General features: G+C 66.5%; 22 protein-coding genes. 13 read left to right on the top strand and 9 right to left on the bottom strand.

Translation table 11 applies throughout. The features are described 5' to 3' along the window. Window positions 1-62 precede the first annotated feature (62 nt). Window positions 63-2,237 carry a hypothetical protein gene (locus WS61_RS09895; RefSeq protein WP_059500297.1) on the top strand — a complete coding sequence of 725 codons (2,175 nt, stop codon included), beginning with the start codon at window positions 63-65 and terminating at the stop codon, window positions 2,235-2,237. Window positions 2,238-2,308: 71 nt separating this feature from the next. On the opposite strand, the gene WS61_RS09890 is transcribed toward WS61_RS09895, so the two are convergent. Both WS61_RS09890 and WS61_RS09885 read right to left on the bottom strand, forming a co-directional pair. Continuing rightward, entirely contained in the window at window positions 2,309-3,049 is a 741-nt protein-coding gene (locus WS61_RS09890) for a sulfite exporter TauE/SafE family protein (RefSeq protein WP_059500296.1), read from the bottom strand. A gap of 133 nt (window positions 3,050-3,182) precedes the next feature. After that, the gene (locus WS61_RS09885; RefSeq protein WP_059500295.1) at window positions 3,183-4,184 is read right to left on the bottom strand and encodes an aldo/keto reductase; all 1,002 of its coding nucleotides are present in this window, start codon (window positions 4,182-4,184) and stop codon (window positions 3,183-3,185) included. Window positions 4,185-4,325: 141 nt separating this feature from the next. Between WS61_RS09885 and WS61_RS09880 the strand changes: the two genes are divergently transcribed. Then, entirely contained in the window at window positions 4,326-5,231 is a 906-nt protein-coding gene (locus tag WS61_RS09880) for a LysR family transcriptional regulator (protein WP_059500294.1), read from the top strand. A gap of 53 nt (window positions 5,232-5,284) precedes the next feature. On the opposite strand, the gene WS61_RS09875 is transcribed toward WS61_RS09880, so the two are convergent. Then, window positions 5,285-6,439 carry a porin gene (locus tag WS61_RS09875; protein WP_059500293.1) on the bottom strand — a complete coding sequence of 385 codons (1,155 nt, stop codon included), beginning with the start codon at window positions 6,437-6,439 and terminating at the stop codon, window positions 5,285-5,287. Between the two features lie 380 nt (window positions 6,440-6,819). Between WS61_RS09875 and WS61_RS09870 the strand changes: the two genes are divergently transcribed. The 3 genes from WS61_RS09870 to WS61_RS09860 all read left to right on the top strand — a co-directional run bounded on the left by WS61_RS09870 (window position 6,820) and on the right by WS61_RS09860 (window position 9,860). Further along, entirely contained in the window at window positions 6,820-7,917 is a 1,098-nt protein-coding gene (locus WS61_RS09870) for an OpgC domain-containing protein (protein ID WP_059500368.1), read from the top strand. A gap of 61 nt (window positions 7,918-7,978) precedes the next feature. Continuing rightward, a complete protein-coding gene (locus tag WS61_RS09865; RefSeq protein WP_059500292.1) occupies window positions 7,979-8,917 on the top strand; it encodes an esterase family protein in 939 nt (312 codons plus the stop codon). A 184-nt stretch (window positions 8,918-9,101) separates the two neighbouring features. After that, window positions 9,102-9,860, top strand: a complete 759-nt coding sequence (locus tag WS61_RS09860; RefSeq protein WP_059500291.1) for an SDR family oxidoreductase — start codon at window positions 9,102-9,104, stop codon at window positions 9,858-9,860. A gap of 102 nt (window positions 9,861-9,962) precedes the next feature. On the opposite strand, the gene WS61_RS09855 is transcribed toward WS61_RS09860, so the two are convergent. Then, a complete protein-coding gene (locus WS61_RS09855) occupies window positions 9,963-10,337 on the bottom strand; it encodes a hypothetical protein (protein WP_059500290.1) in 375 nt (124 codons plus the stop codon). Window positions 10,338-10,655: 318 nt separating this feature from the next. Between WS61_RS09855 and WS61_RS09850 the strand changes: the two genes are divergently transcribed. The 5 genes from WS61_RS09850 to WS61_RS09830 all read left to right on the top strand — a co-directional run bounded on the left by WS61_RS09850 (window position 10,656) and on the right by WS61_RS09830 (window position 18,341). Then, window positions 10,656-11,579: a LysR family transcriptional regulator gene (locus WS61_RS09850; protein WP_059500289.1), complete on the top strand. Its 924-nt coding sequence runs from the start codon at window positions 10,656-10,658 to the stop codon at window positions 11,577-11,579. 20 nt (window positions 11,580-11,599) lie between these two features. Further along, window positions 11,600-12,274 carry a response regulator transcription factor gene (locus WS61_RS09845; RefSeq protein WP_059500288.1) on the top strand — a complete coding sequence of 225 codons (675 nt, stop codon included), beginning with the start codon at window positions 11,600-11,602 and terminating at the stop codon, window positions 12,272-12,274. Window positions 12,275-12,432: 158 nt separating this feature from the next. Beyond that, window positions 12,433-15,687, top strand: a complete 3,255-nt coding sequence (locus WS61_RS09840) for an efflux RND transporter permease subunit (RefSeq protein WP_059500287.1) — start codon at window positions 12,433-12,435, stop codon at window positions 15,685-15,687. Beyond that, complete coding sequence (locus tag WS61_RS09835) at window positions 15,677-16,882, top strand: efflux RND transporter periplasmic adaptor subunit (RefSeq protein WP_059500286.1); 1,206 nt, start codon at window positions 15,677-15,679, stop codon at window positions 16,880-16,882. The genes WS61_RS09840 and WS61_RS09835 overlap by 11 nt, the downstream gene beginning before the upstream one ends. Further along, window positions 16,875-18,341, top strand: coding sequence for an efflux transporter outer membrane subunit (locus WS61_RS09830; protein ID WP_059500285.1), 1,467 nt, complete (start codon window positions 16,875-16,877; stop codon window positions 18,339-18,341). Before WS61_RS09835 ends, WS61_RS09830 begins: the two co-directional genes overlap by 8 nt. An 87-nt stretch (window positions 18,342-18,428) precedes the next feature. Here the strand turns inward: WS61_RS09830 and WS61_RS09825 are convergent, their stop codons facing one another. Further along, window positions 18,429-19,604, bottom strand: coding sequence for a porin (locus WS61_RS09825; RefSeq protein WP_059500367.1), 1,176 nt, complete (start codon window positions 19,602-19,604; stop codon window positions 18,429-18,431). A gap of 329 nt (window positions 19,605-19,933) precedes the next feature. Here WS61_RS09825 and WS61_RS09820 point away from each other — a divergent pair, with 329 nt between their 5' ends. Next, entirely contained in the window at window positions 19,934-20,206 is a 273-nt protein-coding gene (locus WS61_RS09820) for a DUF4148 domain-containing protein (protein ID WP_059500284.1), read from the top strand. A 275-nt stretch (window positions 20,207-20,481) separates the two neighbouring features. Here the strand turns inward: WS61_RS09820 and WS61_RS09815 are convergent, their stop codons facing one another. The 4 genes from WS61_RS09815 to WS61_RS09800 form a co-directional block, all read right to left on the bottom strand. Then, window positions 20,482-21,165 (bottom strand): response regulator transcription factor, encoded by a 684-nt coding sequence (locus tag WS61_RS09815; protein WP_059500283.1) that lies wholly within the window; start codon window positions 21,163-21,165, stop codon window positions 20,482-20,484. 58 nt (window positions 21,166-21,223) lie between these two features. After that, window positions 21,224-22,642, bottom strand: coding sequence for a HAMP domain-containing sensor histidine kinase (locus WS61_RS09810; protein WP_059500282.1), 1,419 nt, complete (start codon window positions 22,640-22,642; stop codon window positions 21,224-21,226). Beyond that, window positions 22,635-23,312, bottom strand: coding sequence for a response regulator transcription factor (locus tag WS61_RS09805; protein ID WP_034206160.1), 678 nt, complete (start codon window positions 23,310-23,312; stop codon window positions 22,635-22,637). The genes WS61_RS09810 and WS61_RS09805 overlap by 8 nt, the downstream gene beginning before the upstream one ends. A 361-nt stretch (window positions 23,313-23,673) precedes the next feature. Continuing rightward, complete coding sequence (locus WS61_RS09800) at window positions 23,674-23,868, bottom strand: hypothetical protein (protein ID WP_257127229.1); 195 nt, start codon at window positions 23,866-23,868, stop codon at window positions 23,674-23,676. Window positions 23,869-24,157: 289 nt separating this feature from the next. Between WS61_RS09800 and WS61_RS09795 the strand changes: the two genes are divergently transcribed. Then, on the top strand, window positions 24,158-24,463 hold the full coding sequence (locus WS61_RS09795) for a DUF4148 domain-containing protein (protein WP_059500280.1): 306 nt from the start codon (window positions 24,158-24,160) through the stop codon (window positions 24,461-24,463). A gap of 431 nt (window positions 24,464-24,894) precedes the next feature. Continuing rightward, window positions 24,895-26,064 carry a porin gene (locus WS61_RS09790; protein WP_059500279.1) on the top strand — a complete coding sequence of 390 codons (1,170 nt, stop codon included), beginning with the start codon at window positions 24,895-24,897 and terminating at the stop codon, window positions 26,062-26,064. The last annotated feature ends 166 nt before the right edge of the window (window positions 26,065-26,230 follow it).

The raw sequence follows: 26,230 nt of genomic DNA, 5'->3' as shown, positions 1-26,230 counted from the left end.
CATCGAGCGCGGCATCGGCCACACGTGCCCGTCCTTCACCACTATTCAAAACCGGAGACACCATGTATCAGCGCAGCAGATTCGCGCTCGGCGCCGCGCTCAGCGCCCTTTCCGTCGTGCTCGTCAGCGCGTGCGGCGGCAACGACGTGACCGATACGCCGCCGTCGCCCCCGCCGTCGTCCCCGCCGTCCACCCCGCCCGCGCTCGCATCGAACTCGCTGCAGGCGCTCGTCTATGGCGCGCCCGACACCAGCGTGCCGGCCGGCACGAACGTTCCGCTCACGATGATGGGGCAGATGCGTGCGCTGTTCGATCTGATCCGGAAATCGCCCGACTTCACGCAGGTCGTGATGGATCTCGGCGACGGCACGCCCGTCCACGTGCTCGACACGAATACCGGCGACAAATTCCTGCCCGGCAAGCTCGCGCTCGGCCTGTCGTACATCCTGATCGACATGAAGTCGAAGAACGACCCGCAATACGCGAGCTACCTCGCGACGTACCAGACCATCACGACCGCGATGATGGCGCAATCGGGCAGCAACTACACGTATGCGAACACGTCGTGGGGCGAGTACTACTACCTCGTCGCGCTGAACAACCTGAAGGCTCACGGGATGCTCAACGAAGTCTTCAGCGATGCGATGCTCGCGACGCTGCAGCAGCGCCTCACCTTCTGCGACATGTTCGGCCCCGACGCGAGCGGCAAGACCACGACGTGCCCGGCCGCCGGCACGCCGATCGACATCGCGTCGCTCAACACCGCGCAGAACTACTATGCGGTGTCCTACGGAATCGCCGGACTGCGCCAGAAGCTCGGCTGGAGCAGCCCGTCGTTCGCGTCGAAGACCGATCCGGCGGTCGCGACGATGAGCGCGCGAGACGCGCTGCTGTACACGCTGACGAACCACATCCGGAACGACTCGTCGGGTGGCTTCTCCGACGAAGCATCGAACACCCACACGACCTACTACGATCAGGCGCGCTTCGACCGCTACAGCACGTTGCTGATCGGCGAAGTGGTCGAGCGCACGTTCGAAATGGGCAACGAAGCGAATCTCACGCCGGAACTGAAGGGTTATCTGCGCAAGTCGGTCGACCTGATCCTGCCGCAGCTGAACGCCGACGGCCAGGGCTTCAACTACGGCCGCTCGATCGGCCCGTACGGCGATTCCGCGTTCATGGAGGTACTGACGGCTGCGGCCAATGCCGGCGTGCTGACCGATCGCGAGAAACAGGTTGCGTATGCATTCATCTACCAGGCCGCGCGTCGTTTCGACACGTACTGGTACGACCCGTCGCTGCCGACGCCATCGGTCAACATGTGGGTCAAGGGGCGCGGCACCGACGCGTATCGCGGCAAGCCGCGCGTGATGGGCGAGAACTTCAGCCTGCTGCACCAGTACCTGTACGTGAACGCGTGGTGGAACAAGCTCGGCTTCAGCGGTCAGGCGCCGATGGCCGACGCGGACTACCGCGCGTGGCTCGACGCGCTGCCGCACTACACGCTCACCTGGTACAACCAGCCGGGCGACGCCGCGCATCCGTACAGCGCCGCGCTGCTCACCGTGCGCGACGGCCGGCGCGTGATCAACCTGAACCTCAGCCAGGCGCCCGACTACAACTCGTATACGCCGTATTACCCGGTGCCGTTCTCCGACAAGCTGATCTACGGCACGACCGACCTCGGCTATGCGCTGCTGCTCCCGCAGGTGACGTACAACGCGAAGACCTACATCCCCGTCACGTACTACAAGAACCTGAACGTGCAGCAAAGCAACGGCCAGGTGATCGTGTCCTTCGATACGACGAAGTTCCGCCTTGCGTCGAAGAACGCCGCTTACACGACGGATCTCGACCTGCAGGTGCACACGGTGCTGACGTTCGCGCACGGCATGGTCTCGCGCAGCGATACGCTCAGTTCGGGCACGCTCGCGGGAACCCTCGCGGTCGAAACGGACTTCACGTCGTTCGCGGATTTCGCGTCGACGCGGGCCAACGGGGACGGCGTGTCGGTGACGTACGCGAACAGCGCCGCGACCGGCTATGCGGCATCCGGGTTCGACAACTGCGCGCTGTCCGCCTTCGACACCGCAAACGGCACGACGAATCCGCTGTCGACGACGCCGATCGGGCAGTTGCATTCGAACTTCGCCTGCACGACGAAGCCGTTCGCACTCGGCGCGGGCGCGACCCGCACGGTCGGATGGACGCTGAGGTACGCCGATCCGGCGTAAGCGGCGCGACCGCGATCCCGAAGGCGGTTGCCGAAACCGGCTTCGGGATCATTCGGCGGCCACGCGCGCGCTCACCACCAGCCCGACCCCGCCATATACGCGCCGAGCGCAATCAGCCCGACGAAGAAACAGCGCTTGAACGTCTTCTCGCTCATCACGCGCCGCGCGTATTGCCCGCCGGCCATTCCAGCCAGGGCGGGCACGAGCGCGAGCGCCGACACGCCGAGATCGACCGTCTGCAGTGCGCCCGTCATGCGCAACTGCAGGCCGAGCACGATCGTCGACGCGGTGAACGACAGCCCGAGCGCCTGGATCAGATCGTCCTTCGACAGCCGCAGCGCCTGCAGGTACGGCACGGCCGGTACGACGAACACGCCGGTCGCGGCCGTCACGGCGCCCGTCAGGTAGCCGACCACGGCCGACAGCCATTTTTCGTGACGGCCCGGCGCGGGCAGCCGCGCAGCCGCCAGCCCCCACAGTCCGTAAAGCACGAGGACCACGCCGAGCGCCGCATGCGTCCACGTGCTGCCGGCCGCGAGCGCCGGCAGCCCGCCCGCCAGCGTGCCGACCGTCAGGCCCGCGAGCAGCGGCCACAGCCGGCGCAGCAACGCGCCGAACGACGGGCCGAGCCCCAACTGCCATACGTTGGTGACGAACGACGGCACGAGCAGCAGGCTCGCCGCCGCCGACGGCGGCATCGCGAGCGTCAGCAGCCCCATCGCGATCGTCGGCAGCCCGAGTCCGATCATGCCCTTGACCGCGCCGGCCAGCAGGAAAACCAGCACGACGATCGTCAGCGTATGAGTTTGCATGGCACGCATTCCGTCCGGTGAGTACGGCGCCGATGGTGCCTGCCCGTCATGCCGCCCGCCATCTGGTTTTGCCTGAGGCTGGCTCGCCCTCGTCGGACGGTTTTTTTCGGGTCGGTCGATCCGGCCCCGAGAATCACCCCCGGCCCTGCTCGCTATCGAGATGCGCCATCTGAGCGGCCGGATAGCGCTCGCCGGCAGCCGCCCCGGCGGGAACCGCCGCTTCGATGCGAGCGAGATCATTGACCGTTAGTTGCAATTCTGTCGCCAGCAAACCGTCCTGCAGTTGCGTGCGCTTGCGCGCGCCGACCAGCGGCACGATGTCGGCACCGCGCGACAGCGCCCATGCGATTGCGATCTGCGCCGGATTGCTGCCCTTCTCGTCGGCGATCGCGCGCAGCGCATCGACGAGCGCGAGGTTGTGCGCGAGGTTCTCGCCCTGGAAGCGCGGGCTTGCCGCGCGGAAATCGCGCTCGCCCTGCCGCGCCGCGCTCCAGCGCCCGCCCAGCAACCCGCGCGACAGCACGCCATAGGCCGTCACGCCGATGCCGAGCTCGCGGCATACGGGCAGAATCTCTGCCTCGATCCCGCGCGACAGCAACGAGTATTCGATCTGCAGATCGGCGATCGGCGCGACGGCGGCCGCGCGGCGGATCGTGTCCGCGCCGGCTTCCGACAGGCCGATATGACGCACGTACCCGGCCTTCACGAGATCGGCGATCGCGCCCACCATCTCCTCGATCGGCACGGCCGGATCGACGCGGGCCGGGCGGTAGATGTCGAGGTAGTCGGTGCCGAGCCGCTTCAGCGAGTACGCGACGAAGTTCCGGATCGCCGCGGGCCGCGCGTCGTAGCCGGCAAACCCGCCGGCCGGATCGCGCAGTGCGCCGAATTTCACGCTGAGCCGCACCTGATCGCGCACACGGCCGCGCAACGCGTCGCGGATCAGCATCTCGTTGTCGCCCATGCCGTAGAAGTCGCCGGTATCGAGCAGCGTGATCCCGTGGTCGAGCGCCGCGTGCAGCGTCGCGATGCTTTCGTCGCGATCGGCCGGCCCGTACAAATCCGACATCCCCATGCAGCCGAGTCCGATCGCCGATACCTGCGGGCCGGTGCGGCCCAGTTGACGCATGTCCATGTCCGTTTCCTTCGAATGGTGAGTGGATGAAACGGATTCTGGACGCGCGACGCCGCGCGATAAACGCGAAACGCTCCACCAAACCATTCGACGCTGATTAACAATGGAGCCTTTCCCTTTCCCGCCGAGGCCCTCGCCCGCATGGACCACCTGCAAGCAATGCGCATCTTCGCGCGCGTCGCCCATCTCGGCAGCTTCACGAAAGCGGCCGAGCAACTCCAATTGCCGCGCCCGACGGTCAGCAACGCCGTCCAGTATCTGGAAAAGCACCTGAAGATCCGCCTGTTGCAACGCACGACGCGGCGCGTCGCGCTGACCGCCGAGGGCGCGACCTATTACGAGCGCTGCGTGCAGTTGCTGGCCGATCTCGACGATGCGGAAACGCTGTTCGAGGATGCCGGTGCGTCGCCGCGCGGCGTGATCCGCGTCGACCTGCCCGAACGTTTCGCGCTGAACCGGGTGATTCCGGCGCTGCCGGATTTTCACGCGCGCTACCCCGATCTGCGCGTCGCGATCAGCACGACCGATCGCTTCGTCGATCTCGTCGCGGACGGCATCGACTGCGCGGTGCGGGTCGGCGTGCTGTCCGACACGTCGCTCGTCGCGCGGCGCGTCGGCGAGATGGCCCAGATCAACTGCGCGTCGCCCGCCTATCTCGCGCGCCACGGCACGCCGCGCTCGCCGGACGAGCTGCCGGACCACGTCGCGGTCGGCTATTTCTCGACCCGGACGGGGCGCGAGCTGGACTGGGAATATGCGGACATGGATTCGGGCGAGATGCACACGGTGAAGATGCGCAGCGTCGTGTCGGTCAACAGCTCGCAGGCGTATCTTGCGTGCTGCGTCGCGGGCCTCGGGCTGATCCAGGCGCCGCGCGACGGGCTCGCGCCGCTGCTCGCCGACGGTTCGCTGGTCGAGGTGCTGCCGGAATGGAATGCCGGGCCGCTGCCCGTGTCGGTAGTGTTTCCGTACGGCCGGCATCTCGCGCCGCGCGTGCGGATCTTCGTCGACTGGCTCGCGGAGACGCTCGGCGGCCGCGCGGATTGACGGCGGCCGTGCCGGGGCTGGCCCTTCGCCCCGGCCCCGGCGCCGCCGCCCGGTCAGAACTTGTGGCGGATCGCGGCGCGCACCGAGAACTGGTTCGACGACGCCGACGGGCCGTCGGTCCCGACGACATAGCCGCCGTCGGCCGCCGTGCCCGTCTTGTCGCCGCCCACTTTCTGCCACGCGCCCTGCAGGTACACGTCGGTGCGCTTCGACAGGCTGTAGTCGGCCATCAGGCCGACCGTGTGGTACTTCGGCTTGAACGAGCCGGCCGCGGCATCGTATTTGCCGTCCGTGTACACGTACTGCGCGCCGAGGTAGAAATCGGACGTGAGCTGGTACTTGCCGTTGATCTCGAAGTTCTGGAACTTGGTCGCGGTCAGCCCGAGGCCGGCGAACGTCGACGCCGGCAGGTAGACCGTCGACACGGGATTCTTCACGTCGGTCTTCGTATAGACGATGCCGACCGTGGCCGGGCCGAACGTGTAGTTGACGCCGCCGCCGAAGATGCGCAGCCGATCGGCGACGAAGTTCGCGTCGTCGGCCGCGATCGCGCCCGCGCTGCCGACGCCCGGGTTGTTCGCCTGCAGGTACGCGGCCGCGACCTGCAGCCCGGCCAGCGAATACTGCGCGCCGATGCTGTACTGGCGGTTGTTCGAGAAACCGGTGCCGTTGCTGAAGCTGTACGTGCCGCCGAACGTCAGGCCGTTCCAGTCGGGGCTCGCGTACTTGACCGTGTTGTTGACGCGGAACGAGTTGTCCGTGTTGTCGTTGTCGAACGGGTGCGAGAACAGCGTGCCGCCCCAGTTGCCGTTCGCGGTCAGCGGCGCGAGATAGTCCACGACGGAATCGTACTGGCGGCCGAGCGTCAGCGTGCCGAAGCGCGACTCGGAAAGCCCGACGAACGCCTGACGGCCGAACATGCGGCCGCCCTGGCCGAGCCGGCCGTTGTTCACGTCGAACCCGTTTTCCAGCGTGAAGATCGCCTTCAGCCCGCCGCCGAGATCCTCGCTGCCCTTCAAGCCCCACCGGCTGCCCTGCGCATAGCCGCTCGCGAGCTGGTAATTCGTCTTTCCGACCCCATTGACGTTGACGTTGTTCGTGTAATTGAAGCCTTCGTCGATCACGCCGTACAGCGTCACGCTGCTCTCGGCAAAGGCCGGCGCGGCGAATGCAGCGAGCGCGGCGGCAAAAATGACGTGCTTCCTCATGACGGATCTCCGGAGCCGAGGGCCGGGCAGGCCGAACGCCCGGCGAATGTTTGGTCTGTGTATGGGTGGCCCGCAGGGCGGACGACGCGGTGTGCGGCCGCGTGAGGACAAAATGGTGTCACGACGCAAACCTGCCGTCCATCGGGTGCGGGTCGTCGCGCGCAAAGCGTTGCGCTCGTCCAACTGCCCCGTTGCGCGGATAGCCTGACCGGGCTTATCGGCAGCGGCAGACAGGCAGGCCATCCGCGTAAACCCGATGGGCGTCGCATCGGTGGCACAATGCGCATCCGTTCGTCATTTCTTCACGAAGTCATGCTTCACCCCGATTCATGCGCGGCGCGCGCCGGCCGTGCCCGCGGCCCGCGCCGGAAGGCGCGCCGATGACCGCGCCGGCCCGCGCCGGCCGCTACGCCGAGCTCGATTTCTTCCGCGGCCTCGTGCTGCTCGTCATCGTCGTCGACCACATCGGCGGCAGCATTCTGTCGCGCGTCACGCTGCACGCGTACGCGCTGTGCGATGCGGCCGAGGTATTCGTGTTCCTCGGCGGCTTTGCAACCGCCATTGCGTACAACTCGCTCGCCGAGCGGCACGACGAGGCCGCCGCGCGCCAGCGTTTCATCCGGCGTGCATTCGAGATCTACCGCGCGTTCCTCGTGACGGCCGGCCTGATGCTGCTGATCACGGCCGTGCTGAATGCGTTCGCGATCGACGGCCCGAACATGCCGACCAACGATCTCGACGGGCTGCTGCACAAGCCGCTCGCCGCGCTGCGCGACATCCTGCTGTTCCGCCGCCAGCCGTATCTTGCGTCGGTGCTGCCGATGTACGCGTTCTTCGCGCTGCTCGTCCCGCTCGCGCTGCCGCTCGCGCGCACGCAGCCATGGCTGATGCTCGCGTTCAGCGGATCGCTGTGGTACGCGGCGCCGCACGTCGCGCGCTTCCTGCCGACCGTCGAAGGCGCGCCGTGGGATTTCAATCCGTTCGCGTGGCAATTCCTGTTCGTGCTCGGCGTGATCGCACGCTGCCAGCCCGTCTACCAGACGCTCTCGCCCCGGCCGCAAGGCTGGCTGCTGACGGCCGCGTCGCTCGCGATCGTCGCGGCCGGCGCGTACTACCGGCTGCGCATCGAGCCGTTCCCCACCGATCCGTCGATCAAGCAGAACCTCGGCGTGCTGCGGCTCGTGAACTTCCTCGCGATCGCGTGGCTCGCCGCCAAGCTCGTGCACCTCGGCTGGATGAAGAAGGTCGCGCACGCGATGCCGTGGATCGGCACGATCGGCCGGCAGGGGCTGCTGTGCTTCGTCGCGGGCACCGGCATCTCGCTCGCGGTCGATTCGCTGCTCTACCAGGCGACCGAAGGCTATCTCGACGTGCCGCTGGGCCTGACCGCCGACGCCGTCGCGATGGGCCTGCTGTATCTCGTCGCCAAGCTCTACGGGCCGCTCGTCGCGCGGCTGTCGTTCCGTTCGCGGCAATGACGCGCCGCGCCGTCATGCGCCGCTGCTACGATAGCCGGCGCCTCTCCTGAAACGATTCGCCATGCGCCGACTCGCCCTTCCGTTCGCCATCGCCCTGCTCGCCGGCGCCATCGCCACCGCCCATGCCGCGCCGCCGGCGGCGCCTGCTCCGGCCGTATCGACCGCGCCGCCGGCCGTCCAGACCGCGACGACGCCGTCCTCCGCGCCGGAGCCGTCCGTCAATCCGGGCAGCAGCGTCGTGCTGCGCACGTTCCGCTCGGCGTCGCTGAAGCGCGACTGGTCGTACACGGTCTACCTGCCGCCCGGCTACAACGCGGAAGGCGCCCGCTACCCGGTGATGTACCTGCTGCACGGCAACGCGGGCAACGCGAACGACTGGATCACGCAGGGCCGGCTGCAGGCCACCGCCGATACGCTGATCGAGCGCCACGACATCCCGCCCGTCGTGATCGTGATGCCGCAGGGCGGCACCGACTGGTACGTCGACCGCAAGGAGAAAATGCAGAGCGCGTTCCTCAACGACCTGCTGCCCGAAGTCGAAGCGCACTTCGCGGTGTCGAACCAGCGCGCGGGCCGCGCGATCGGCGGCGTGTCGATGGGCGGCTTCGGCGCACTGCGCTTCTCGCTGCTCGAGCCGGGCCTGTTCTGCGGCGCGATGCTGCTGAGCCCCGCGATCTATGCGAACGAGCCGCCGCTCAATTCCGCCGCGCGCTACGTCGGCGTGTTCGGCGACCGGCAGTTCGATTCGCGCGTGTGGCACGAGCTGAACTATCCGGCGCTGCTGCGCGGCTATTTCGCGCGCAACTGGCGCGTGCCGATGTTCATCGCGGCCGGCGACGACGACCTCACGATCCAGGCGGAATCGAGCGTGCTGTACACGCATCTGCGCCGTGCGCAAAACCCGGCCGAGCTGCGCATCGTCGACGGCGGGCATACGTGGGACGTCTGGCGCGGATTGCTCGGGCAGGGGTTGAAGTATGCGCTGGAGTGCGTGAAGTGACGGCCGGCGGGCGCGGCAGGAAAGCCGCGCCCGGGCGGAAGAAATGGTCGCCGCCGCCGTCTCGTCGAGCACGTTTCACGATGTCGCCCGAATCCGGGCATCGCGCATTTCGACTACAGTGCCGAAGTGGCGACGGCATCGACCGGCCACCTCTCCCGTCACTCAACCCGCAGGGTTTCCCGCCATGTCTGACTCGAAGAAATTCGCCGCCGTCACGGGCGCCGGCTCCGGCATCGGTCGCGCCGCGGCCATCGCGCTCGCCCGGGCCGGCTTCACCGTCGCGCTGCTCGGACGCACGGAGGCGTCGCTGCGCGACACGCAGGATGCCATCCGCGCCAGCGGCGGCGACGCCGACGTGTTTCCCGTCGACGTCACCGACGAAGCTTCGGTCGATCACGCGTTCGCGCAGGTCGCGCAACGGTTCGGCCGGCTCGATGTACTGTTCAACAATGCCGGCCGCAACGCCCCGGTCGTTTCCCTCGACGAATACGAACTCGACGTGTGGAACAGCGTCGTCGCGACGAACCTGACCGGCGTCTTTCTGTGTGCGCGGGCCGCGTGGCGGCTGATGAAAACGCAGACGCCGCAGGGCGGCCGAATCATCAACAACGGCTCGATCTCGGCACACGCGCCGCGCCCCGATACGATCGCGTACACGGCCACCAAGCACGCGGTCACCGGGATCACGAAGTCGCTCGCGCTGGACGGCCGCCGGTACAACATCGCGTGCGGCCAGATCGACATCGGCAACGCGGCCACCGCGCTCACCGAACGGATGACGCAAGGCGTCCCGCAAGCGGACGGCAGCCTCGCGCCCGAGGCGCGGATGGACGTCGCGCATGTCGCGAATGCGGTCGTCCAGATGGCGAATCTGCCGCTCGACGCGAACATCCTCAACATGACGATCATGGCGACCGCGATGCCGTTCGTCGGGCGCGGATAGTGCGTGGTGCGCGCCCGCGCCGGACGGCGGCGTTCACGCACGGGCTGCTGCCGAACCGGTCCGTGGCGACGCGCCGAATGCCCGCGCGTTCACGATGCACATTCAGTGAGGCAGGCTAATCGCTTGCTGCTCGTCCTCGAGCAACTGCGTCAGCGAACCATGCAACCGCTCGAGGCTGCGCGGCGGTAGTGCGAAGCCTGCCCAGCCAAGCCCACTATGACGCAGCAACAGCACCGCGCCGCCCTCCAGCGGATGGCGCTCGGCATACCAGCAAGGATCCATCTCCGTCACGAATTGCTGCGCGTGCGGCGGACGTTCCGGCACCGCGGGCCGCATCGACGCGCGCAACAGGCTCAAGTACTGGATGACTGCGTCCACGTCTTCCGGATCGAGCACTGCCGCGCCCCGCTCGATCGACATCAACACGACGAGCTTGCCGTGCTCTTCGATCATCTTGATGCTCAACGGTTGTGCCATTTCTGTGGTCCTTGCCGCGGTTACGTGATCCCATTATCGATCTCGGTACACGTCTGCCGCCTGAAGATTCGTGATCCGCGCATGAATCTTTTTTTAGAAATCTTTTAGAAAATGCGCCGCGCCGTCGTCTGTCGACGCTCCGCCGCTTTCTAAACGAAATTTCATCCGGCCAGCACTGTTTTTTTAGCGTCCCGCACCCGCGTGCCTTCCATAATGAATTCGCTGCCCGCCCCGGCAGGCGCCGCGCGATGCGTCGACGTAGCCCGCTGAAGACGGACGCGCCACCCGTATTTCCGGCAAATCCATTCCTCGCCGATCATGAACCAACTGCAAGCGATGCGTGTGTTCACGCGTGTGGTCGAATTATCGAGCTTCAGCCTCGCCGCACGTCAGCTCGGCATGTCGGCCGCCGCGGTCACGCGCAGCGTCGGCATGCTCGAGGCACATCTGAACATGCGCCTGTTGAACCGGACCACGCGCAGCCTGTCGCTCACCGAGACGGGCCGCGAATATCTCGACGGCTGCCGCGCGATCATCGAGAAGCTCGACGAGATCGAATCGAATCTCGCGCAGGTCAATCGCGACCCGCACGGTACGCTGCGCATCGCCGCATCGGCAACCTCGGTTGCGGCCGGGCTGGGCGCACTGCTTTCCACGTATCGCCTCGCGCATCCGCGCGTGCGATTCGACGTGACGACCTTCGATATCCAGGTCGACATGGTGGAAGGCGGCTACGACGTATGCTTCTGCGACGATCACCGCCTCGTCAACTCGACCTTCGTGTCGCGCACCTTGACGATCGTTCGCGACGTGATCGTCGCTTCTCCCGACTACCTCGCGCGCCACGGCACGCCCGTCGAGCCGGCCGAACTGAATACGCACTGCCTGCTGACCGTGTCGAATGGCGCCGCGCGCAACTGGGCGTTCTCGGACGTCAACGGGTGCTCTCGCATCGATACCGGCAATGCGCTGGCGTCGACCAGCAACACGATGGTGCGGATCGCGGCGCTCAATCACATGGGCATCGCGCAATTGCCGCATCCGCTCGTTGCCGACGATCTCGCACGCGGCGCCTTGGTGCCGATTCTCGAACGCTACGACGTGAACGGCGGGCCGCGCTGCGTATCGATCCTCTACCCGAGCCGCAATTATCTGTCCACGAAAGTGCGCAGCTTCATCGACTACGCGGTCGATCACTATCGCACGCCCGAGCGCACGGCCATGCAGCTTGCCGCGGCCTGATTCCGCCGATCGCGTACGCCATGGCTCACATCCTGACGATCGAAGACGATCCGCTGATCGCGGATCACATCGCGCACACGCTGCGTGCCGAAGGCCACCGGATCGACATCGCGCGCACCGGCCGCGACGGCATGGCCCGGGCGATGAGCGCGAACTACGACGTCGTCACGCTCGATCGCATGCTGCCCGACCTCGACGGGCTGACGATCCTCGCAACGATGCGAGGCGTCGGCCTCGATACGCCGGTACTCGTGATGAGTTCGATGGCCGACGTCGACCAGCGTATCCAGGGGCTGCGCGCAGGCGGCGACGACTACCTCGTCAAGCCGTTCTCGCTCGAAGAAATGTGCGCGCGCATCGACGTGCTGATTCGCCGGCGGCCGCGCGGCACGCACGTCGAGACGGTGCTGCGCGCCGGCGAGCTGGCGCTCGATCTGGTGCGGCGACGCGCCACGTTGGGCGCGCGCGAGCTCGCGCTGCTGCCGACCGAGTCCCGCGTACTCGAATTCATGATGCGCAACGCCGGCCGCGTGCTCACGCGCACGATGATCTTCGAGGCCGTGTGGGGCTGCCGCTTCGATCCCGGTACGAACCTGATCGACGTGCACATCGGCCGCCTGCGCAAGAAGGTGAACCGGCCAGGCGCGGCGCCGCTGATCCGCACGATCCGAGGCTCGGGCTATATGCTCGGTTGAATCAACCCGCCCGCTACTTAAAACTTGTTTCATCTTTTTTGCGACCCGTTGTTAGGGGCTGCTCCGCAGAATGCGGTCGTCGGATGCGCATCGGTGTTTTCCCGAAGGCGCGCACATCCGGCTCTTCTTCACGACGCTTTTGAACGGAGCAGCATCTCATGCTGAAAATTGTCCGGCTCGCGCTCACGCGGCCCTATACGTTCGTCGTACTGGCGCTGCTGATCCTGATCGCGGGCCCGCTCGCTGCAGTCCGCACGCCGATCGACATCTTCCCGGACATCCGCATCCCGGTGATCAGCGTCGTCTGGAACTACGCCGGATTGCAGCCGGACGACATGTCCGGGCGCGTGATCACCTACTACGAGCGCACGCTCGGCACGACGGTCAACGACGTCCAGCATATCGAGTCGCAATCGTTCCGCGGCTACGGCATCGTGAAGATCTTCTTCCAGCCGACCGTCGATATCCGCACGGCGACCGCGCAGGTCACCTCGATCTCGCAGACCGTGCTCAAGCAGATGCCGCCCGGCACCACGCCGCCGCAGATCCTCAACTACAACGCGTCGACCGTGCCCGTGCTGCAGATCGCGCTGACCAGCGACACGCTCGACGAACAGAAGCTGGGCGATTACGCGGTCAACTTCATTCGGCCGCAGTTGCTGTCGGTGCCGGGCGTCGCGATTCCGACGCCGTACGGCGGCAAGACGCGCGAAGTCCAGATCGACCTCGACCCGCAGGCGCTGCAATCGAAAGGGCTGTCGGCGCAGGACGTCGCGCACGCGCTCGCGCAGCAGAATCAGATCATCCCGGCCGGCACGCAGAAGATCGGCCGCTTCGAATACAACATCAAGCTCAACAACAGCCCGCTCGCGCTCGACGCGTTGAACGACCTGCCGATCAAGTCGGTCGGCGGCACGACGATTTACATCCGCGACGTCGCACACGTGCGCGACGGCTACCCGCCGCAGGGCAACATCGTGCGCGTGGACGGCCACCGCGCGGTGTTGATGAGCATCCTGAAGAACGGCTCGGCATCGACGCTCGACATCATCGCGGGCGTGAAGGCGAAGCTGCCGCTCGTCGAACAGACGCTGCCGCCGGGCCTGAAGCTCGTCACGATGGGCGACCAGTCGACCTTCGTGAACGGCGCCGTCAGCGGCGTGGCGCGCGAAGGCATCATCGCGGCCGCGCTGACCTCGCTGATGATCCTGCTGTTCCTCGGCTCGTGGCGCTCGACGCTGATCATCGCCGCGTCGATCCCGCTGGCCGTGCTCTCTGCGATCGCGCTGCTCGCGGCCACCGGCGAAACGCTGAACGTGATGACGCTCGGCGGCCTCGCGCTCGCGGTCGGGATCCTCGTCGACGATGCAACGGTGACGATCGAGAACGTGAACTGGCACCTCGAACAGGGCAAGGACACGCGCACCGCGATCGTCGACGGCGCGAAACAGATCGTGATGCCGGCGCTCGTCTCGCTGATGTGCATCTGCATCGTGTTCGTGCCGATGCTGATGCTCGACGGCATCTCGCGCTTTCTGTTCGTGCCGATGGCCAAGGCGGTGATCTTCTCGATGGTGTCGTCGTTCGTGCTGTCGCGCACCTTCGTGCCGATGCTCGCGCAATATCTGCTCAAGCCGCATGCGTCGGCCGGTCACGCGTCGGGCGAACTGGCCGCGGTGATGGACCCGCACGCGGGCCACACCGGCGCGCACGACGTCCCGCCGTCGCGCAATCCGCTGGTGCGGTTCCAGCGTGCGTTCGAGCGCCGCTTCGAGTCCGTGCGCGCGTCGTACCGGATCCTGCTGGGCCTCGCGCTCACGCGCCGCAAGCCGTTCGTCTCCGCCTTCCTCTGCATCGTGGCCGCGTCCTTCCTGCTCGCACCGTCGCTCGGCCGCAATTTCTTCCCGACCATCGATTCCGGCGAGATCGCGCTGCACGTGCGCGCGCCGGTCGGCACGCGTGTCGAGGAAACCGCCGCCGAGCTCGACCGCATCGAAAACACGATTCGTAGCGTCATCCCGCCCGCGCAATTGCGCGAAGTGATCGACAACATCGGCTTGCCGAACAGCGGGATCAACCTGACCTACAACAACAGCGGCACGCTCGGGCCGCAGGACGGCGACATCCTGATCTCGCTGTCGCGCGATCACGCGCCGACCGCCGACTACGTGCGCACGCTGCGCGAACGCCTGCCGCGCGCCTATCCGGGCACCACGTTCTCGTTCCTGCCCGCCGACATCGTCAGTCAGATCCTCAACTTCGGCGCACCGGCCCCGGTCGACCTGCAGGTGGCCGGCCCCAACCAGCAGGCCAACCTCGCTTATGCGCGCGAGCTGTACCGCAAGCTGCGCCTGATCGCGGGGGTCGCCGACCCACGCATCCAGCAGGCCAGCACCTATCCGCAGTTCACGGTGACGGTCGACCGCACGCGCGCCGACCAGCTCGGTATCACCGAGCAGGACGTGACGAACTCGGTGGTCGCGACGCTCGCCGGCACCAGCCAGGTCGACCCGACCTACTGGCTCAACCCGCGCAACGGCATGTCCTATCCGATCGTCGCGCAAACGCCGCAGTACAGGATGACCACGCTGTCGGCGCTGCAGAACCTGCCGGTCACCGGCGCGAACGGCCAGTCCCAGCTGCTGGGCGGCCTGGCCACGATCACGCGGGGTGTCGGCAACGCGGTGGTGTCGCACTACAACATCGAACCGCTGTTCGACATCTACGCGACCACCCAGGGGCGCGACCTCGGCGCGGTCGCGGCCGACATCGACGATATCGTCAAGGCCACCGCGAAGGATGTGCCCAAGGGCTCGACCGTCACGCTGCGCGGCCAGGTGCAGACCATGAACGGCGCGTTCGCCGGCCTGCTGCTCGGCCTCGTGGGCGCGATCGTGCTGATCTACCTGCTGATCGTCGTGAACTTCCACTCGTGGGCCGACGCATTCGTGATCGTCTCGGCGCTGCCGGCGGCGCTGGCCGGCATCGTGTGGATGTTGTTCACCACGCATACGCCGCTGTCGGTGCCGGCGCTGACCGGCGCGATCCTGTGCATGGGCGTGGCCACCGCCAACTCGATCCTCGTCGTCAGTTTCGCGCGCGAGCACCTGGCGGAAACGGGCAATGCGCTCGCCTCCGCGCTCGAAGCCGGTTTCACGCGTTTCCGCCCGGTGCTGATGACCGCGCTCGCGATGATCATCGGCATGGCGCCGATGGCGCTCGGCCTCGGCGACGGCGGCGAGCAGAACGCGCCGCTCGGCCGCGCCGTGATCGGCGGCCTCGCGTGCGCGACGATCGCGACACTGTTCTTCGTGCCCGTCGTGTTCAGCCTCGTGCATCGGCGCGACGCGCTGAAGCACGACGCGCCCCGCGCTTCCTCCCCTTCCGCGTCCGGAGCTTCCCATGTCCACTGAGATCGATATCAAGTCGCCGAAACGGCTGCCCAACCTCAAGCTCGTCGCCACGATCACCGCGCTGATCGCGGTCGGCATCGTGGCGACCGGCATCGTCGGCCGCGCGCACGCGAAACAGGAAATGACCCGGTGGTCCGCCGAACGAGCGGTGCCGACCGTGGTCGCGTACACGCCATCGACCGGCGGAGACGGCGCAACGCTCGTGCTGCCCGGCCACCTGTCCGCGTTCGAAAGCGCGCCGATCCACGCGCAGGTGTCGGGCTACCTGCATGCGTGGTACGCCGATATCGGCGCACACGTGAAGTCGGGGCAGTTGCTCGGGCTGATCGATACGCCCGAACTCGACCAGCAACTGCAGCAGGCGCGCGCCGACCTGCAGAGCGCGCTCGCCAACGAGAAGCTTGCCGCGTCCACGGCTGCGCGCTGGACCAGGATGCTCGCGCAGGATTCGGTGTCGCAGCAGGAAACCGACGAGAAGACCAGCGACCTCGCGGCCAAGCAGGCGATCGTCGCCGCCAACGAGGCCAACGTGCGACGCCTCGACGCGCTCGAGGCGTTCAAGCGCATCGTCGCGCCATTCGACGGCGTCGTCACCGCGCGCAAGACCGACATCGGCCAGTTGATCTCGGCCGGCGGCGGCGCCGGCCCGGAGCTGTTTGCCGTGTCCGACGTCCACCGGATGCGCGTCTACGTGAGCGTGCCGCAGAGCGAGGCCGCCGCGATCCGGCCCGGCATGACGGCCACGCTGACCGTGCCGGAACATCCGGGCGAGACCTTCCGTGCGACGCTCGCCGACACCGACGACTCGATCGCCGATTCGACCGGCACACTGCTCGTGCAGTTGATGGTCGACAACCCTGCAGGCAAGCTGATTCCCGGCGAATACACCGAAGTGCATTTCGCGCTGCCGGCCGGCAGCACCCATGCGTTGACGATTCCGGCCAGCTCGTTGATCTTCCGTCAGGCCGGCCTCCAGGTCGCCGTGGTCGGCAAGGACAATCGCGCGGTGTTCAAACCCGTGACGATCGCGACCGACCTCGGTACGCACGTGCAGATCGCGACCGGCCTCGCACCGGACGATCGCGTGATCGACAACCCGCCCGACTCGCTCTCGGCCGGCGACCCGGTCAGGCTCGCGGCGCCGGCCCGCGCCATCGCGTCGGCCGCGCGCGATACGGAGCGTGCGCATGGCTAACCCGCTTCGGCTCAGCGCGCTGCTCGCCGGCGTCGCGTTTCTGTCCGCGTGCTCGTTCGCGCCCGCCTATCGTGCGCCGCAGACGGCGCTGCCGGCCAGCTTCAAGGAAGCGGACGGCTGGCAGGCCGCGAAGCCGGCCGACCGCATCGCGCGCGACGGCTGGTGGAAGGCGTTCCGCGATCCCGTGCTCGACCGGCTCGAAGCGCAGGTAAGCGTGGCCAACCCCGACGTGGCCGCGGCCGTGGCCCGCCACGACGAGGCGGCCGCGCTGTTCGATCAGGCGCGCTCGGGGCTGTTCCCGACCATCGGCCTCGGCGCGCAGGTCTCGAGCAACCGTCAATCGGCCACGCGGCCGCTGCGCGGCTCGAACCAGCCGAACGTCTATGGCGCCAACACGCTCGACGCCGGCTTCGACTACGACCTCGACTTGTGGGGGAAAGTCCGCAACGAGGTCGCGGCCGGGCGCGCCGACGCCCAGGCCAGCGCCGACGATCTCGCGTCGGTGCGGCTGAGCCTGCAGGCGAGCCTCGCCAGCGCGTACTTCAGCCTGCGCGGGCTCGATCAGCAACAACGGCTGCTGACCGACACGATCGACACCTACCAGCGCGCGCTGCGCCTGACGATGAGCCGGCACGCAGGCGGCATCGCGTCCGACCTCGACGTCTCGCGCGCGCGAACGCAACTCGATTCGGCCCGCGCGTCGGCCGAGGACGTACGCGCGCGGCGCGCGCTCTACGAACACTCGATCGCGACGCTCGCGGGCGTGCCGGCGTCGTCGTTCTCGCTGACGCCGAACCTGAACGTGGCGTATCTGCCGACGATCCCGCCCGGCATTCCCGCGACGCTGCTGCAGCGGCGTCCCGACGTGGCGGCCGCCGAACGGCGCATGGCCGCCGCCAACGCGAAGATCGGCGTGGTACGCGCGGCGTTCTTCCCCGACATCACGCTCGGGCTGGTCGGCGGCTACCAGAGCTCGGGCCTCGGTCACTGGCTCAGCGCGCCGAACGAGATCTGGTCGATCGGGCCCAGCCTCGCGCTGACGCTGTTCGACGGCGGCCGGCGCCAGGCGCTCACCGACCAGGCGCGCGCACAGTTGGCCGAGAACGGCGCGAAATACCGCGCAGTGGTGCTCGACGCGTGCCGCCAAGTGGAAGACAACCTCGCACTCGCGCACCACCTCGGCGACGAAGCCGAGCGCGAGCAGGAGGCGCTCGACGCGGCCGAACGCACGTTGCAGCTGTCGATGTCGCGCTATCGGGACGGCGTCGTCAGCTATCTCGACGTGGTGACGGCGCAGGCCACCGAGCTGGATACGAAGGTCGCGATGCTGGAGCTGGACACGCGCCGGCAACTGGCGGCGGTGGGGTTGATCGCCGCGCTGGGCGGCGGGTGGTCGGCGGATGAAGCCGCAGCCGGTACGCAAGCATCGGCCGCGCTGCCGGCTCGTTCAACGAACTGAATCCTTCGCGACATGGACGAGGCGTGTCGCATTTCAAGGCACCCGTCGCGAGGACGGGTGCCGTTTTTTTTACGTCGGACTTGCGGCTCAGAACTTGTGACGGATGCCGGCTGCGACCACGGCCTGACGATCGTTGCCTGACGCCGCCAGGTTGAAGATCCCCGCGTTGCCGAGCACCGCGACGCCATCGGCGCCTGTCACACGCTGGTACACGCCTTCCAGATAGAGATCGGTGCGGCGCGACAGCGCGTAGTCGGCCTGCAGCATGAACTGGTTCCACTTCGGCGCGATGCCGCGGCCCGCATCGTCGAAGCGGCCCTGCGTGAACGTATAGGCGCCGCCTAGCGAGAAGGCCGGCGTGACGAAGTAGCGTCCGTTCAGTTCGTAGTTGCTGAAGGTCAGCAACTGGCCGTTCACACGGCCGTATGCGCCGCCCTGCGACAGCTCGCGCGGGTCGTTCAGGATCGTTCTGGTATAGACCAGGCCGATCGACGCATGGTCGAACGCATAGTGCGCGCCGGCGCCGAACGTGCGCCAGCGGCCGCCGGCCAGCATCGCGTCGCCATCCGAACTGCTCAGCGAACCGCCGGTGTTCTGCGGTGCGTTCACGCCGCCCGGCTGGTTCGACTGCAGGTACGCGACGGCGAGGTCGACCGGGCCGTTCGCATACTGCGCGCCGATGCTGTATGCGTTGTTGTTGCTGAACCCGCCGCCCTGATTGCTGAAGCCGTACGCGCCGCCGAACGTGAAGCCGCCGTAGTTTGCACTGCGGAACTTCACCGCGTTGTTCATCCGCGTGTCATTGGCGAGGTTGTCGTTGTCGTACGGATGATCGGCGAGGTTGCCGCCAAATCCCGACCCCGTCGCCGACAGCGGCGCGACGAAGTCGACCAGGAAATCGTATTGGCGGCCGAGCGTGACGGTGCCCCACTGGCGGCTCGCGAGGCCGACCCACGCCTGGCGGCCGAACGCGTCGCCGCCGTTGCCGAACTTGCCGTTCGCGACGTTGAAGCCGTTCTCGAGGGTGAACACGGCGGCCAGGCCGCCGCCGAGATCCTCGTTGCCGCGCAGCCCCCAGCGCGACGTGCTGACGTTGCCGCTCTGCAGGCCGTAGACAGGCCCCGCGCCTGCGGCCGATTTCTGGTTGCTGATGTAGTCCAGGCCCGCGTCGATCGTGCCGTACAGCGTCACGCTGCTCTGCGCATGCGCCGAACTCGCCAGCAGGCACGCGACGGCTGCCGGAATTGCCAGATATTTCTTCATGATGGTTTCGTTGGAGTGGATCGGTCTGCTCGCATCGCCGGCCCGTGCGACATGGCCGCTCGTGCGCGATGCGATGGCGCCCAATTTAGGCAGCGGGCATGACAGCGCCGTTATCGAAACGGCCCGAAAAATGAAACCTGCTTCATCTTGACGACATGCCGGTTTCACGTCTCCGCGAATGCGCGCCTGTGCATGAATTTCTTTTCACGTTGCGTATGCCGATCCGCTAACGCCCCTCCTCTATGCTTGTCCTCAACCCGTGCGTGACGCCGACATCGACACGCCGCGCCCGGGGAGATGCCCAGTCGATCATCATGAGGACTCCAAACATGAAAACCACCAGCATCGTCGCCGCCGCCATGCTTGCGGCAATCGGCACGCTGTCCGTGCCCGCGTTTGCACTGACCGGCAGTCAGCCGATCCGGATGTCGCCGGCCGCCACCAAGGACGGCACGCCCGGCACGCAGGCCGCCGGCCAGTGGGTGCCGCCCTACGGCCAGCCGATCCACGAGAAGACCCGCGCCGAGGTCCATGCCGAGCTCGTGCAGGCCGAACAGGACGGGCAGCTCAAGTACCTGAATTCCACGCTCTATTCGCATTGATGGGTGCGACCGTGCGGCCGGGCGCGCTGCCCGGCGCACGCCGGCTGTTCCCCGCATTGCCCGCCATCCATGAAGCTGCTTTCCCTGCTCGCCCGTTCTGCCCGTCTCATGCTCCTCGCGATTGCCGCCGGCGCCATGTTGTAGCCCGACGGCCCCGGCCATTGTGTCGGCCCGCCCGACTTCTGCGTGCCCTTCTTCGGCTCGTAAACGCACGACGGGCACGCTGCCGCCGGCAGGGCGCCCGTCGCGTCGGTTGCGCGGCCGACACCGCGCGTTCATGCGTCCGGCAGCGTCACCTGGTAGCCATAGCGGCTCACCGTATCGATGCGGACGTCGGGCAGATGCCGCGCGAGCTTACGGCGTAGCCGCGACACCACGAGATTGACGCTCGACGGATCGACATCCTCCTTGTCCTGCCATACATACCGGATCAATTGGTCGCGCGGCACCGGCGCGTTCGGATGACGCATCAGGCATTCGAGCAACAGGAATTCCCGGCGCGTCACGGCGAGGCGCAGCTTGCCGTCCTTGAGCTCGCGCGCGAGTGTCCCGACCGCGGACGCACCCGCGATCGAACGGCCCGCATCGCGCGGCCCGGCCAGCCGCTGCAACGCCTCCAGGCGTTCGTGCAGCTCGATGAACGAATACGGTGCGCAGAAACATGCATCGGCGCCCGCGCGCAACATATGGATGCGTTCGCGCGCCGACGCCTCGCCGATCAGCACCACGAGCGCGGCGCCGCCGCCGTCGGCAACGAAACGCGGCAGCATCCCGAGCAACGCGGCATCGCTGCCGGGCTCGAACGCGGTCGCGACGATCGCGTCGAAAGCCTCCTGCGACGCGAGGAACAGGCCGTCGCGCAGATCGTCGGCGCGCTGCACGCTGTGCCCGCTTTCCAGCAGCGCCTTGTACAGCCACGACGCTTCCGGATGCGGCGAAGTCGCGAGCAGGATGCGCATCGTCAGCCGGCCTCGCGGTTGCAATATGCGATCGCGTGCAGCGTCGTCCGGACGGCCATCATCCCAGCGACCTCGGCCAGCATTCGATCGTCACGCGCGTGCCGGGTGCGGCATTGCCGATCCGCAGCGTGAAATCGTGCACGTTGACGACCGTCGACACGATGCTCAGGCCGAGGCCAGCCCCGCCGAGATGCCCGGTGCGACGGCTGCGGTAGCGATACCGCAGCACCGCGTCGCGCTCGTCGGCTGCGATGCCCGGGCCGTTGTCGATCACGTCGATGCGCGGACCGGACGGCGTGTCATGAAGCTCCAGGCGTACCGTATCGCCCGCCGTCGTGTACTTGAGCGCGTTGTCGAGCAAGTTGCTCAGCGCCTCGAACAACAGCGCGCGATCGCCGTGAATCCGCGCCACCGGCTCGACGGACTGCACGAACTGGATCGCGCGGCTATCCGCGAGCGGTTCGAACAACTGCCCGACGTCCACGACCAGATCCTCCAGCGACAGCTCCGCAAATCCGCCGCGCCGCTGCAAGGAGCCGATTTCGGCGATACGCAGCATCGCACGGAAACGATCGAGCAACACGTCGGTCTCGTTGCGTGCACGCGAGACGAGACGCTCCAGCACGGCATCGTCGAGCCGCTCCGCGCGCTGCGCCGCCTGCGCGAGCAGCGTGTGCACGTGTGCGAGCGGTGTCCGCAAGTCATGCGCGATGCCGTCGCAGACACCCTTTACCTCGTTCATGAGCCGCTCGATCTCCTCGAGCATATGGTTGACGAGATGGGACAGCAGATCGATCTCGTCGTGTCCGCCCACCGGCAGCCGCTGGCCGAGATCGCCCTGCGCAATGCACTGCGTGATGCGCCGGACTTCCTTCAGACGCCGCATTTGCCGCACGGTGAGCATCAAGCCGCCCACGACGCCCGTGCCAAGGCAGAGCAGCCCGCCGCCGACCAGCGCCTGGATGATCGCCGCGCGGATTCGCAGGATGTGCGTGAGGTCGCGTCCGAGCACCAGCACGTCGCCGTTTGCACGCCGCTCCGCCATCGTGCGGACGACCGGCGGCACCTGGTCTCCCGCGATCGGCATCGTGTGATCGAGCGTCACGCCGCTGCGGTTCGGCTGCAGGCCGGCGGGCAACGCCAGCACATCGCCGGCAATATGCCTGCCGTCCGCGGTAAAGAGCCCGTAGTAGTTGGTATGCATCCGCTCGTGCTCGATCCGGTGCAGGATCGCGGCAGCAAGCTGGCCGTCCTGTATCGAATCGAAATAGATCATCTGCCAATCGATCACCGTGTCGGTTTCCCGTTCCATGTCGTGCGTGATCACCGATGCGATGAAACCGAGCAGCAGCATGACCGACACGGAGAACGTGACGGCATAGACCGACACCAGGCGAAACGTACTCGAGTACCAGCGTCGCGCGGGTGCCGGCTGGACCTGTTGTGCGGCGCACGCCACGGTAGCCGGTTCAGCCAAGGCGATACCCCGCGCCGCGTACCGTCTGGATCATCTGCTTCGCATCGGGGGGATCGATCTTCTTGCGCAACCGGCCCATGTGCACTTCGATCAGGTTCGTGCCGGGATCGAAGTGATAGCCCCATACGGCCTCGAACAACATCGTCCGCGTAATGGTTTGCCCGGCATTGCGCATCATGTATTCGAGCACGCGATACTCGGTCGGCAACAGCACGATTTCTTCGCCGTCGCGAAACGCCTTGCGCGAGATCAGGTCGAGCTTGAGGGGGCCGACGACCAGCGTCGTGTCGAACGGAGCCGGCGCGGCCTGGCTCCGGCGCAGCAGCACCTCCAGGCGCGCGGCCATTTCCTCGGGATCGAACGGCTTGGTCAGGTAGTCGTCGCCCCCCGCACGCAGCCCGCGCACCCGTTCGTCGACATCGCCGAGCGCGCTCAGCATCAGCACGGGTGTGCGCACCCCGACGCTGCGCATCGTGGTCAGGATCGTGAGGCCATCGACGACCGGCAGCATCCGGTCTAGCGTGATCACGTCGAACTCGTTGCCGAGCGCGCGCGCCATGCCATCGCGCCCGTTCGCCACCCATTCGACCGTAAAGCCGCGCCCCTCCAGCTCCCTGACTATCTCGTTCGCGGTGATTTCGTCGTCTTCGATCGTGAGGACGTGCGCGATGGCCGTACGCTCCTCGGCCAGCGTGTCAGGCAAGTTGAGTTCGTTGCCCGGGGAAGCGGATGATGCCATGTACGATTCTCGTCTTCGTCGAAGGAACGTATGCGCGTCGATACCCGACGACCGAACGCGCTCGTGCAGAGCTTATGCGCGCACGCATAAAAGATGCACATCGGCTTCGTGAAGAAAGTTTCATATCCGGCAGCATGGCGCCCAGGCCGTCTTCGATCCTGGCCGATGCGTCGTCGCAACGGTGGCCGGGAACGACGCGGCATGCGGGCCTTTGCGACACGATGCCGTACCGCGACCATCAGTGCACACCGGCCGGCGCGACCGGCTACGAACCGAGCGACGCAACGCGCGATCAGCGCTGGTGAGATCGTGTGTCCGATCCGTCCGTACGATGCGACGCGAGATCGCGTGCGGCATCGATCGCGCGATCCGTCCGTTCGGCTTTCGCATGCGCGAGCGTCACGTCGGCGATCGCGAGCCCGGTTCCCTGCACCTTCGCGAACGCCGGCAGCGACGCACACATCAGCGCGACCAGTCCAGTCATCATGACCGTTGATTTCATTGCATTACCTCAGGCGTGTACCGCGCGGCGCACGGCATCGATCGATTCGTTGCTCGACGATACGCCGCAGCACCTAACCATCCGGAAACACGCACATGAAGGATTCTTTAAATTCCCATGCGACAGCCGATGCATGGACGGATCCGCGCTTGCCTAAAACATCTTTCATCATCGCGCTGCCGTTTAGATAGCCCACCGTGCCTAATCTTCGTCTCGCGGCCGACGCAGGCATTCTGCCGTTCGGCCTCTACCCAACGCTATCCAGGAGCCGAAGATGAATCATCCCGTCCGTTACCTCGTCTGCGCCGCCATGCTCGCATCGAGCGTCTGCGCGCATGCCGAGACGAAGCTCACGTCGGCGCAATGCCATGACTATCCGTTCGTGCATACGAAAGGCCCGGTCTCCCACCGGCAGCTCGTCAACGAACTGAACGAGCTGGAATCCGTCGGCTACAACCCGTCGTCCGGCGACGAGAGCAGCTATCCGGACGACATCGATTCGGCACAGGCGCGCCTGATGCAGAAGTATCAGCACGATTGCGCCGGTGCGGCCAACACCGTCGCGTCGAACGGCAACTGAATCGTCTGCGGCAACCGTTCTCCGAGTTTGCGCGCGAGCCTCGCGGCCGCGCGCGTTTTTTTTGGGTTGATGCGACTCGATCGTCGACGGCACACGCGACCGTTTCCTCGTGCGCTTTGCCCCGACATTCCGTTTCGATATGTCGACTTTTCACGCGAATAAAAACTTCATGTCAACCGGCGAAAAACAGAAAACAACACATCGCCAAGCGTTCGATATGCCAGGCGACTCCAGGGCACCCCATCTTTGCGCGTGAACGTCCATCGCCGCATGACACTTTCGAATACTGAAAGATAGTCTTTCCATGCACGTTGCGGCGCCCGCTTTTCCTCTGCCTACACTGCCTCGTCCGCCGAGATCGCATTTCGGGACGACATCGACGTCGGCGCCATCCGTCGCCGACTACCCAACCACACCATCAGAGCAACGAAATGAAACGTCAATCGATGAAACCGTGCTGGTTCGCATTCGCGCCGGCGCTCCTGCTCGCCGGTGCGGCGCACGCACAGCAGAGCATCACGCTATACGGGCTGATCGACGAAGGCCTCAACTTCACGAGCAACGCAGGCGGCCATCGCGCATGGCAGATGTCGAGCGGAGACACATTCGGCAGCCGATGGGGCTTGAAAGGCAGTGAAGACCTGGGCGGCGGCGACAAGGCCATCTTTCAGCTCGAAAACGGCTTCAACGTGAACAGCGGCAAGCTCGGTCAGGATTCGAGCATGTTCGGCCGCCAGGCGTTCGTGGGCCTGTCGTCTTCACGGTATGGCACGCTCACGCTCGGACGCCAGTACGACACCAGCGTCGACGCGCTCGGCTTCGGCGGTATCACGGCGGCCGGCAACTGGGCGGGTGACATCGCTACCCACCCGTTCGACAACGACAATACGGACTGGGATTTCCGCGTCGACAATGCCGTCAAGTATGTCACGCCGACATACCGCGGACTCACGGCGGAAGCGATGTACGGCTTCAGCAACCAGCCCGGCGGCTTCTCGAACAACCGCGTCTGGGGCGCCACGCTGAACTACCAGAACGGCAACCTGACGGCGGCGGCGTCCTACCTGAAGCTCGACAATCCGGGGCTCGCCGCGGGCGGCGCGGTCAGCAGTGGCGATCTCTTCAACGGGTCGTCGCAGCAGGACATCGGCGTAGCGGCTTCCTACCAGTTCACCCACGTACTCGTTGGCGCCGCGTGGTCCCATGTCGATGTCTACAACCCCGCCGGTAATGCATGGATCGACAATTCCACCCTGCAGAACGGTGCGACGTGGAATGCGTGGAAATTCGACAACTTCGAACTCAATGCTCAGTACTACTTTACTCATGCCCTATGGCTGGGAGCGTCCTATACGTTCACCATGGCGCATCTGTATACGTCCGACACGAAATATGTCCCCAAGTGGCACCAGATCGGCATGATGCTCGACTATGACCTGAGCAAGCGCACTTCGCTGTATCTGCAAGGTGCGTGGCAGCATGTCGTCAGCGCTCGTACCGGCACCGGCTTTGACGAAGCCCAGATCGTCGACGCATCGGCTGGTGCGTCGTCCGGGCCGAACCAGATGGTTTATCGCATCGGCATGTTGCATCGTTTCTAGCCCGCGAGACGCCCGCACCGGAACCCGCTCCCCGCGGCGTCGGTGCGGCGCCGGCATGTCGATCGGCATTCGATGCGAATCATCGTCATGAATTCGCTCGATTACACGCGGACACACGTGCTCAGTCTTCGTGCGGGATACCTTCGATCGGACACTCCGGCGTGCC

Origin of the sequence: Burkholderia sp. ABCPW 11 (assembly GCF_001523445.1) — a bacterium.
In the GTDB taxonomy this organism is placed as follows: Bacteria; Pseudomonadota; Gammaproteobacteria; order Burkholderiales; family Burkholderiaceae; genus Burkholderia.
This window is presented reverse-complemented; position numbering and strand designations above follow the sequence as displayed.

Coding starts and splice junctions, on each gene's coding strand:
- WS61_RS09895 (WP_059500297.1), top strand. CDS start 63: ATGTATCAGCGCAGCAGATTCGCGCTCGGCGCCGCGCTCAGCGCCCTT.
- WS61_RS09890 (WP_059500296.1), bottom strand. CDS start 3,049: ATGCAAACTCATACGCTGACGATCGTCGTGCTGGTTTTCCTGCTGGCC.
- WS61_RS09885 (WP_059500295.1), bottom strand. CDS start 4,184: ATGGACATGCGTCAACTGGGCCGCACCGGCCCGCAGGTATCGGCGATC.
- WS61_RS09880 (WP_059500294.1), top strand. CDS start 4,326: ATGGACCACCTGCAAGCAATGCGCATCTTCGCGCGCGTCGCCCATCTC.
- WS61_RS09875 (WP_059500293.1), bottom strand. CDS start 6,439: ATGAGGAAGCACGTCATTTTTGCCGCCGCGCTCGCTGCATTCGCCGCG.
- WS61_RS09870 (WP_059500368.1), top strand. CDS start 6,820: ATGACCGCGCCGGCCCGCGCCGGCCGCTACGCCGAGCTCGATTTCTTC.
- WS61_RS09865 (WP_059500292.1), top strand. CDS start 7,979: ATGCGCCGACTCGCCCTTCCGTTCGCCATCGCCCTGCTCGCCGGCGCC.
- WS61_RS09860 (WP_059500291.1), top strand. CDS start 9,102: ATGTCTGACTCGAAGAAATTCGCCGCCGTCACGGGCGCCGGCTCCGGC.
- WS61_RS09855 (WP_059500290.1), bottom strand. CDS start 10,337: ATGGCACAACCGTTGAGCATCAAGATGATCGAAGAGCACGGCAAGCTC.
- WS61_RS09850 (WP_059500289.1), top strand. CDS start 10,656: ATGAACCAACTGCAAGCGATGCGTGTGTTCACGCGTGTGGTCGAATTA.
- WS61_RS09845 (WP_059500288.1), top strand. CDS start 11,600: ATGGCTCACATCCTGACGATCGAAGACGATCCGCTGATCGCGGATCAC.
- WS61_RS09840 (WP_059500287.1), top strand. CDS start 12,433: ATGCTGAAAATTGTCCGGCTCGCGCTCACGCGGCCCTATACGTTCGTC.
- WS61_RS09835 (WP_059500286.1), top strand. CDS start 15,677: ATGTCCACTGAGATCGATATCAAGTCGCCGAAACGGCTGCCCAACCTC.
- WS61_RS09830 (WP_059500285.1), top strand. CDS start 16,875: ATGGCTAACCCGCTTCGGCTCAGCGCGCTGCTCGCCGGCGTCGCGTTT.
- WS61_RS09825 (WP_059500367.1), bottom strand. CDS start 19,604: ATGAAGAAATATCTGGCAATTCCGGCAGCCGTCGCGTGCCTGCTGGCG.
- WS61_RS09820 (WP_059500284.1), top strand. CDS start 19,934: ATGAAAACCACCAGCATCGTCGCCGCCGCCATGCTTGCGGCAATCGGC.
- WS61_RS09815 (WP_059500283.1), bottom strand. CDS start 21,165: ATGCGCATCCTGCTCGCGACTTCGCCGCATCCGGAAGCGTCGTGGCTG.
- WS61_RS09800 (WP_257127229.1), bottom strand. CDS start 23,868: ATGATGACTGGACTGGTCGCGCTGATGTGTGCGTCGCTGCCGGCGTTC.
- WS61_RS09795 (WP_059500280.1), top strand. CDS start 24,158: ATGAATCATCCCGTCCGTTACCTCGTCTGCGCCGCCATGCTCGCATCG.
- WS61_RS09790 (WP_059500279.1), top strand. CDS start 24,895: ATGAAACGTCAATCGATGAAACCGTGCTGGTTCGCATTCGCGCCGGCG.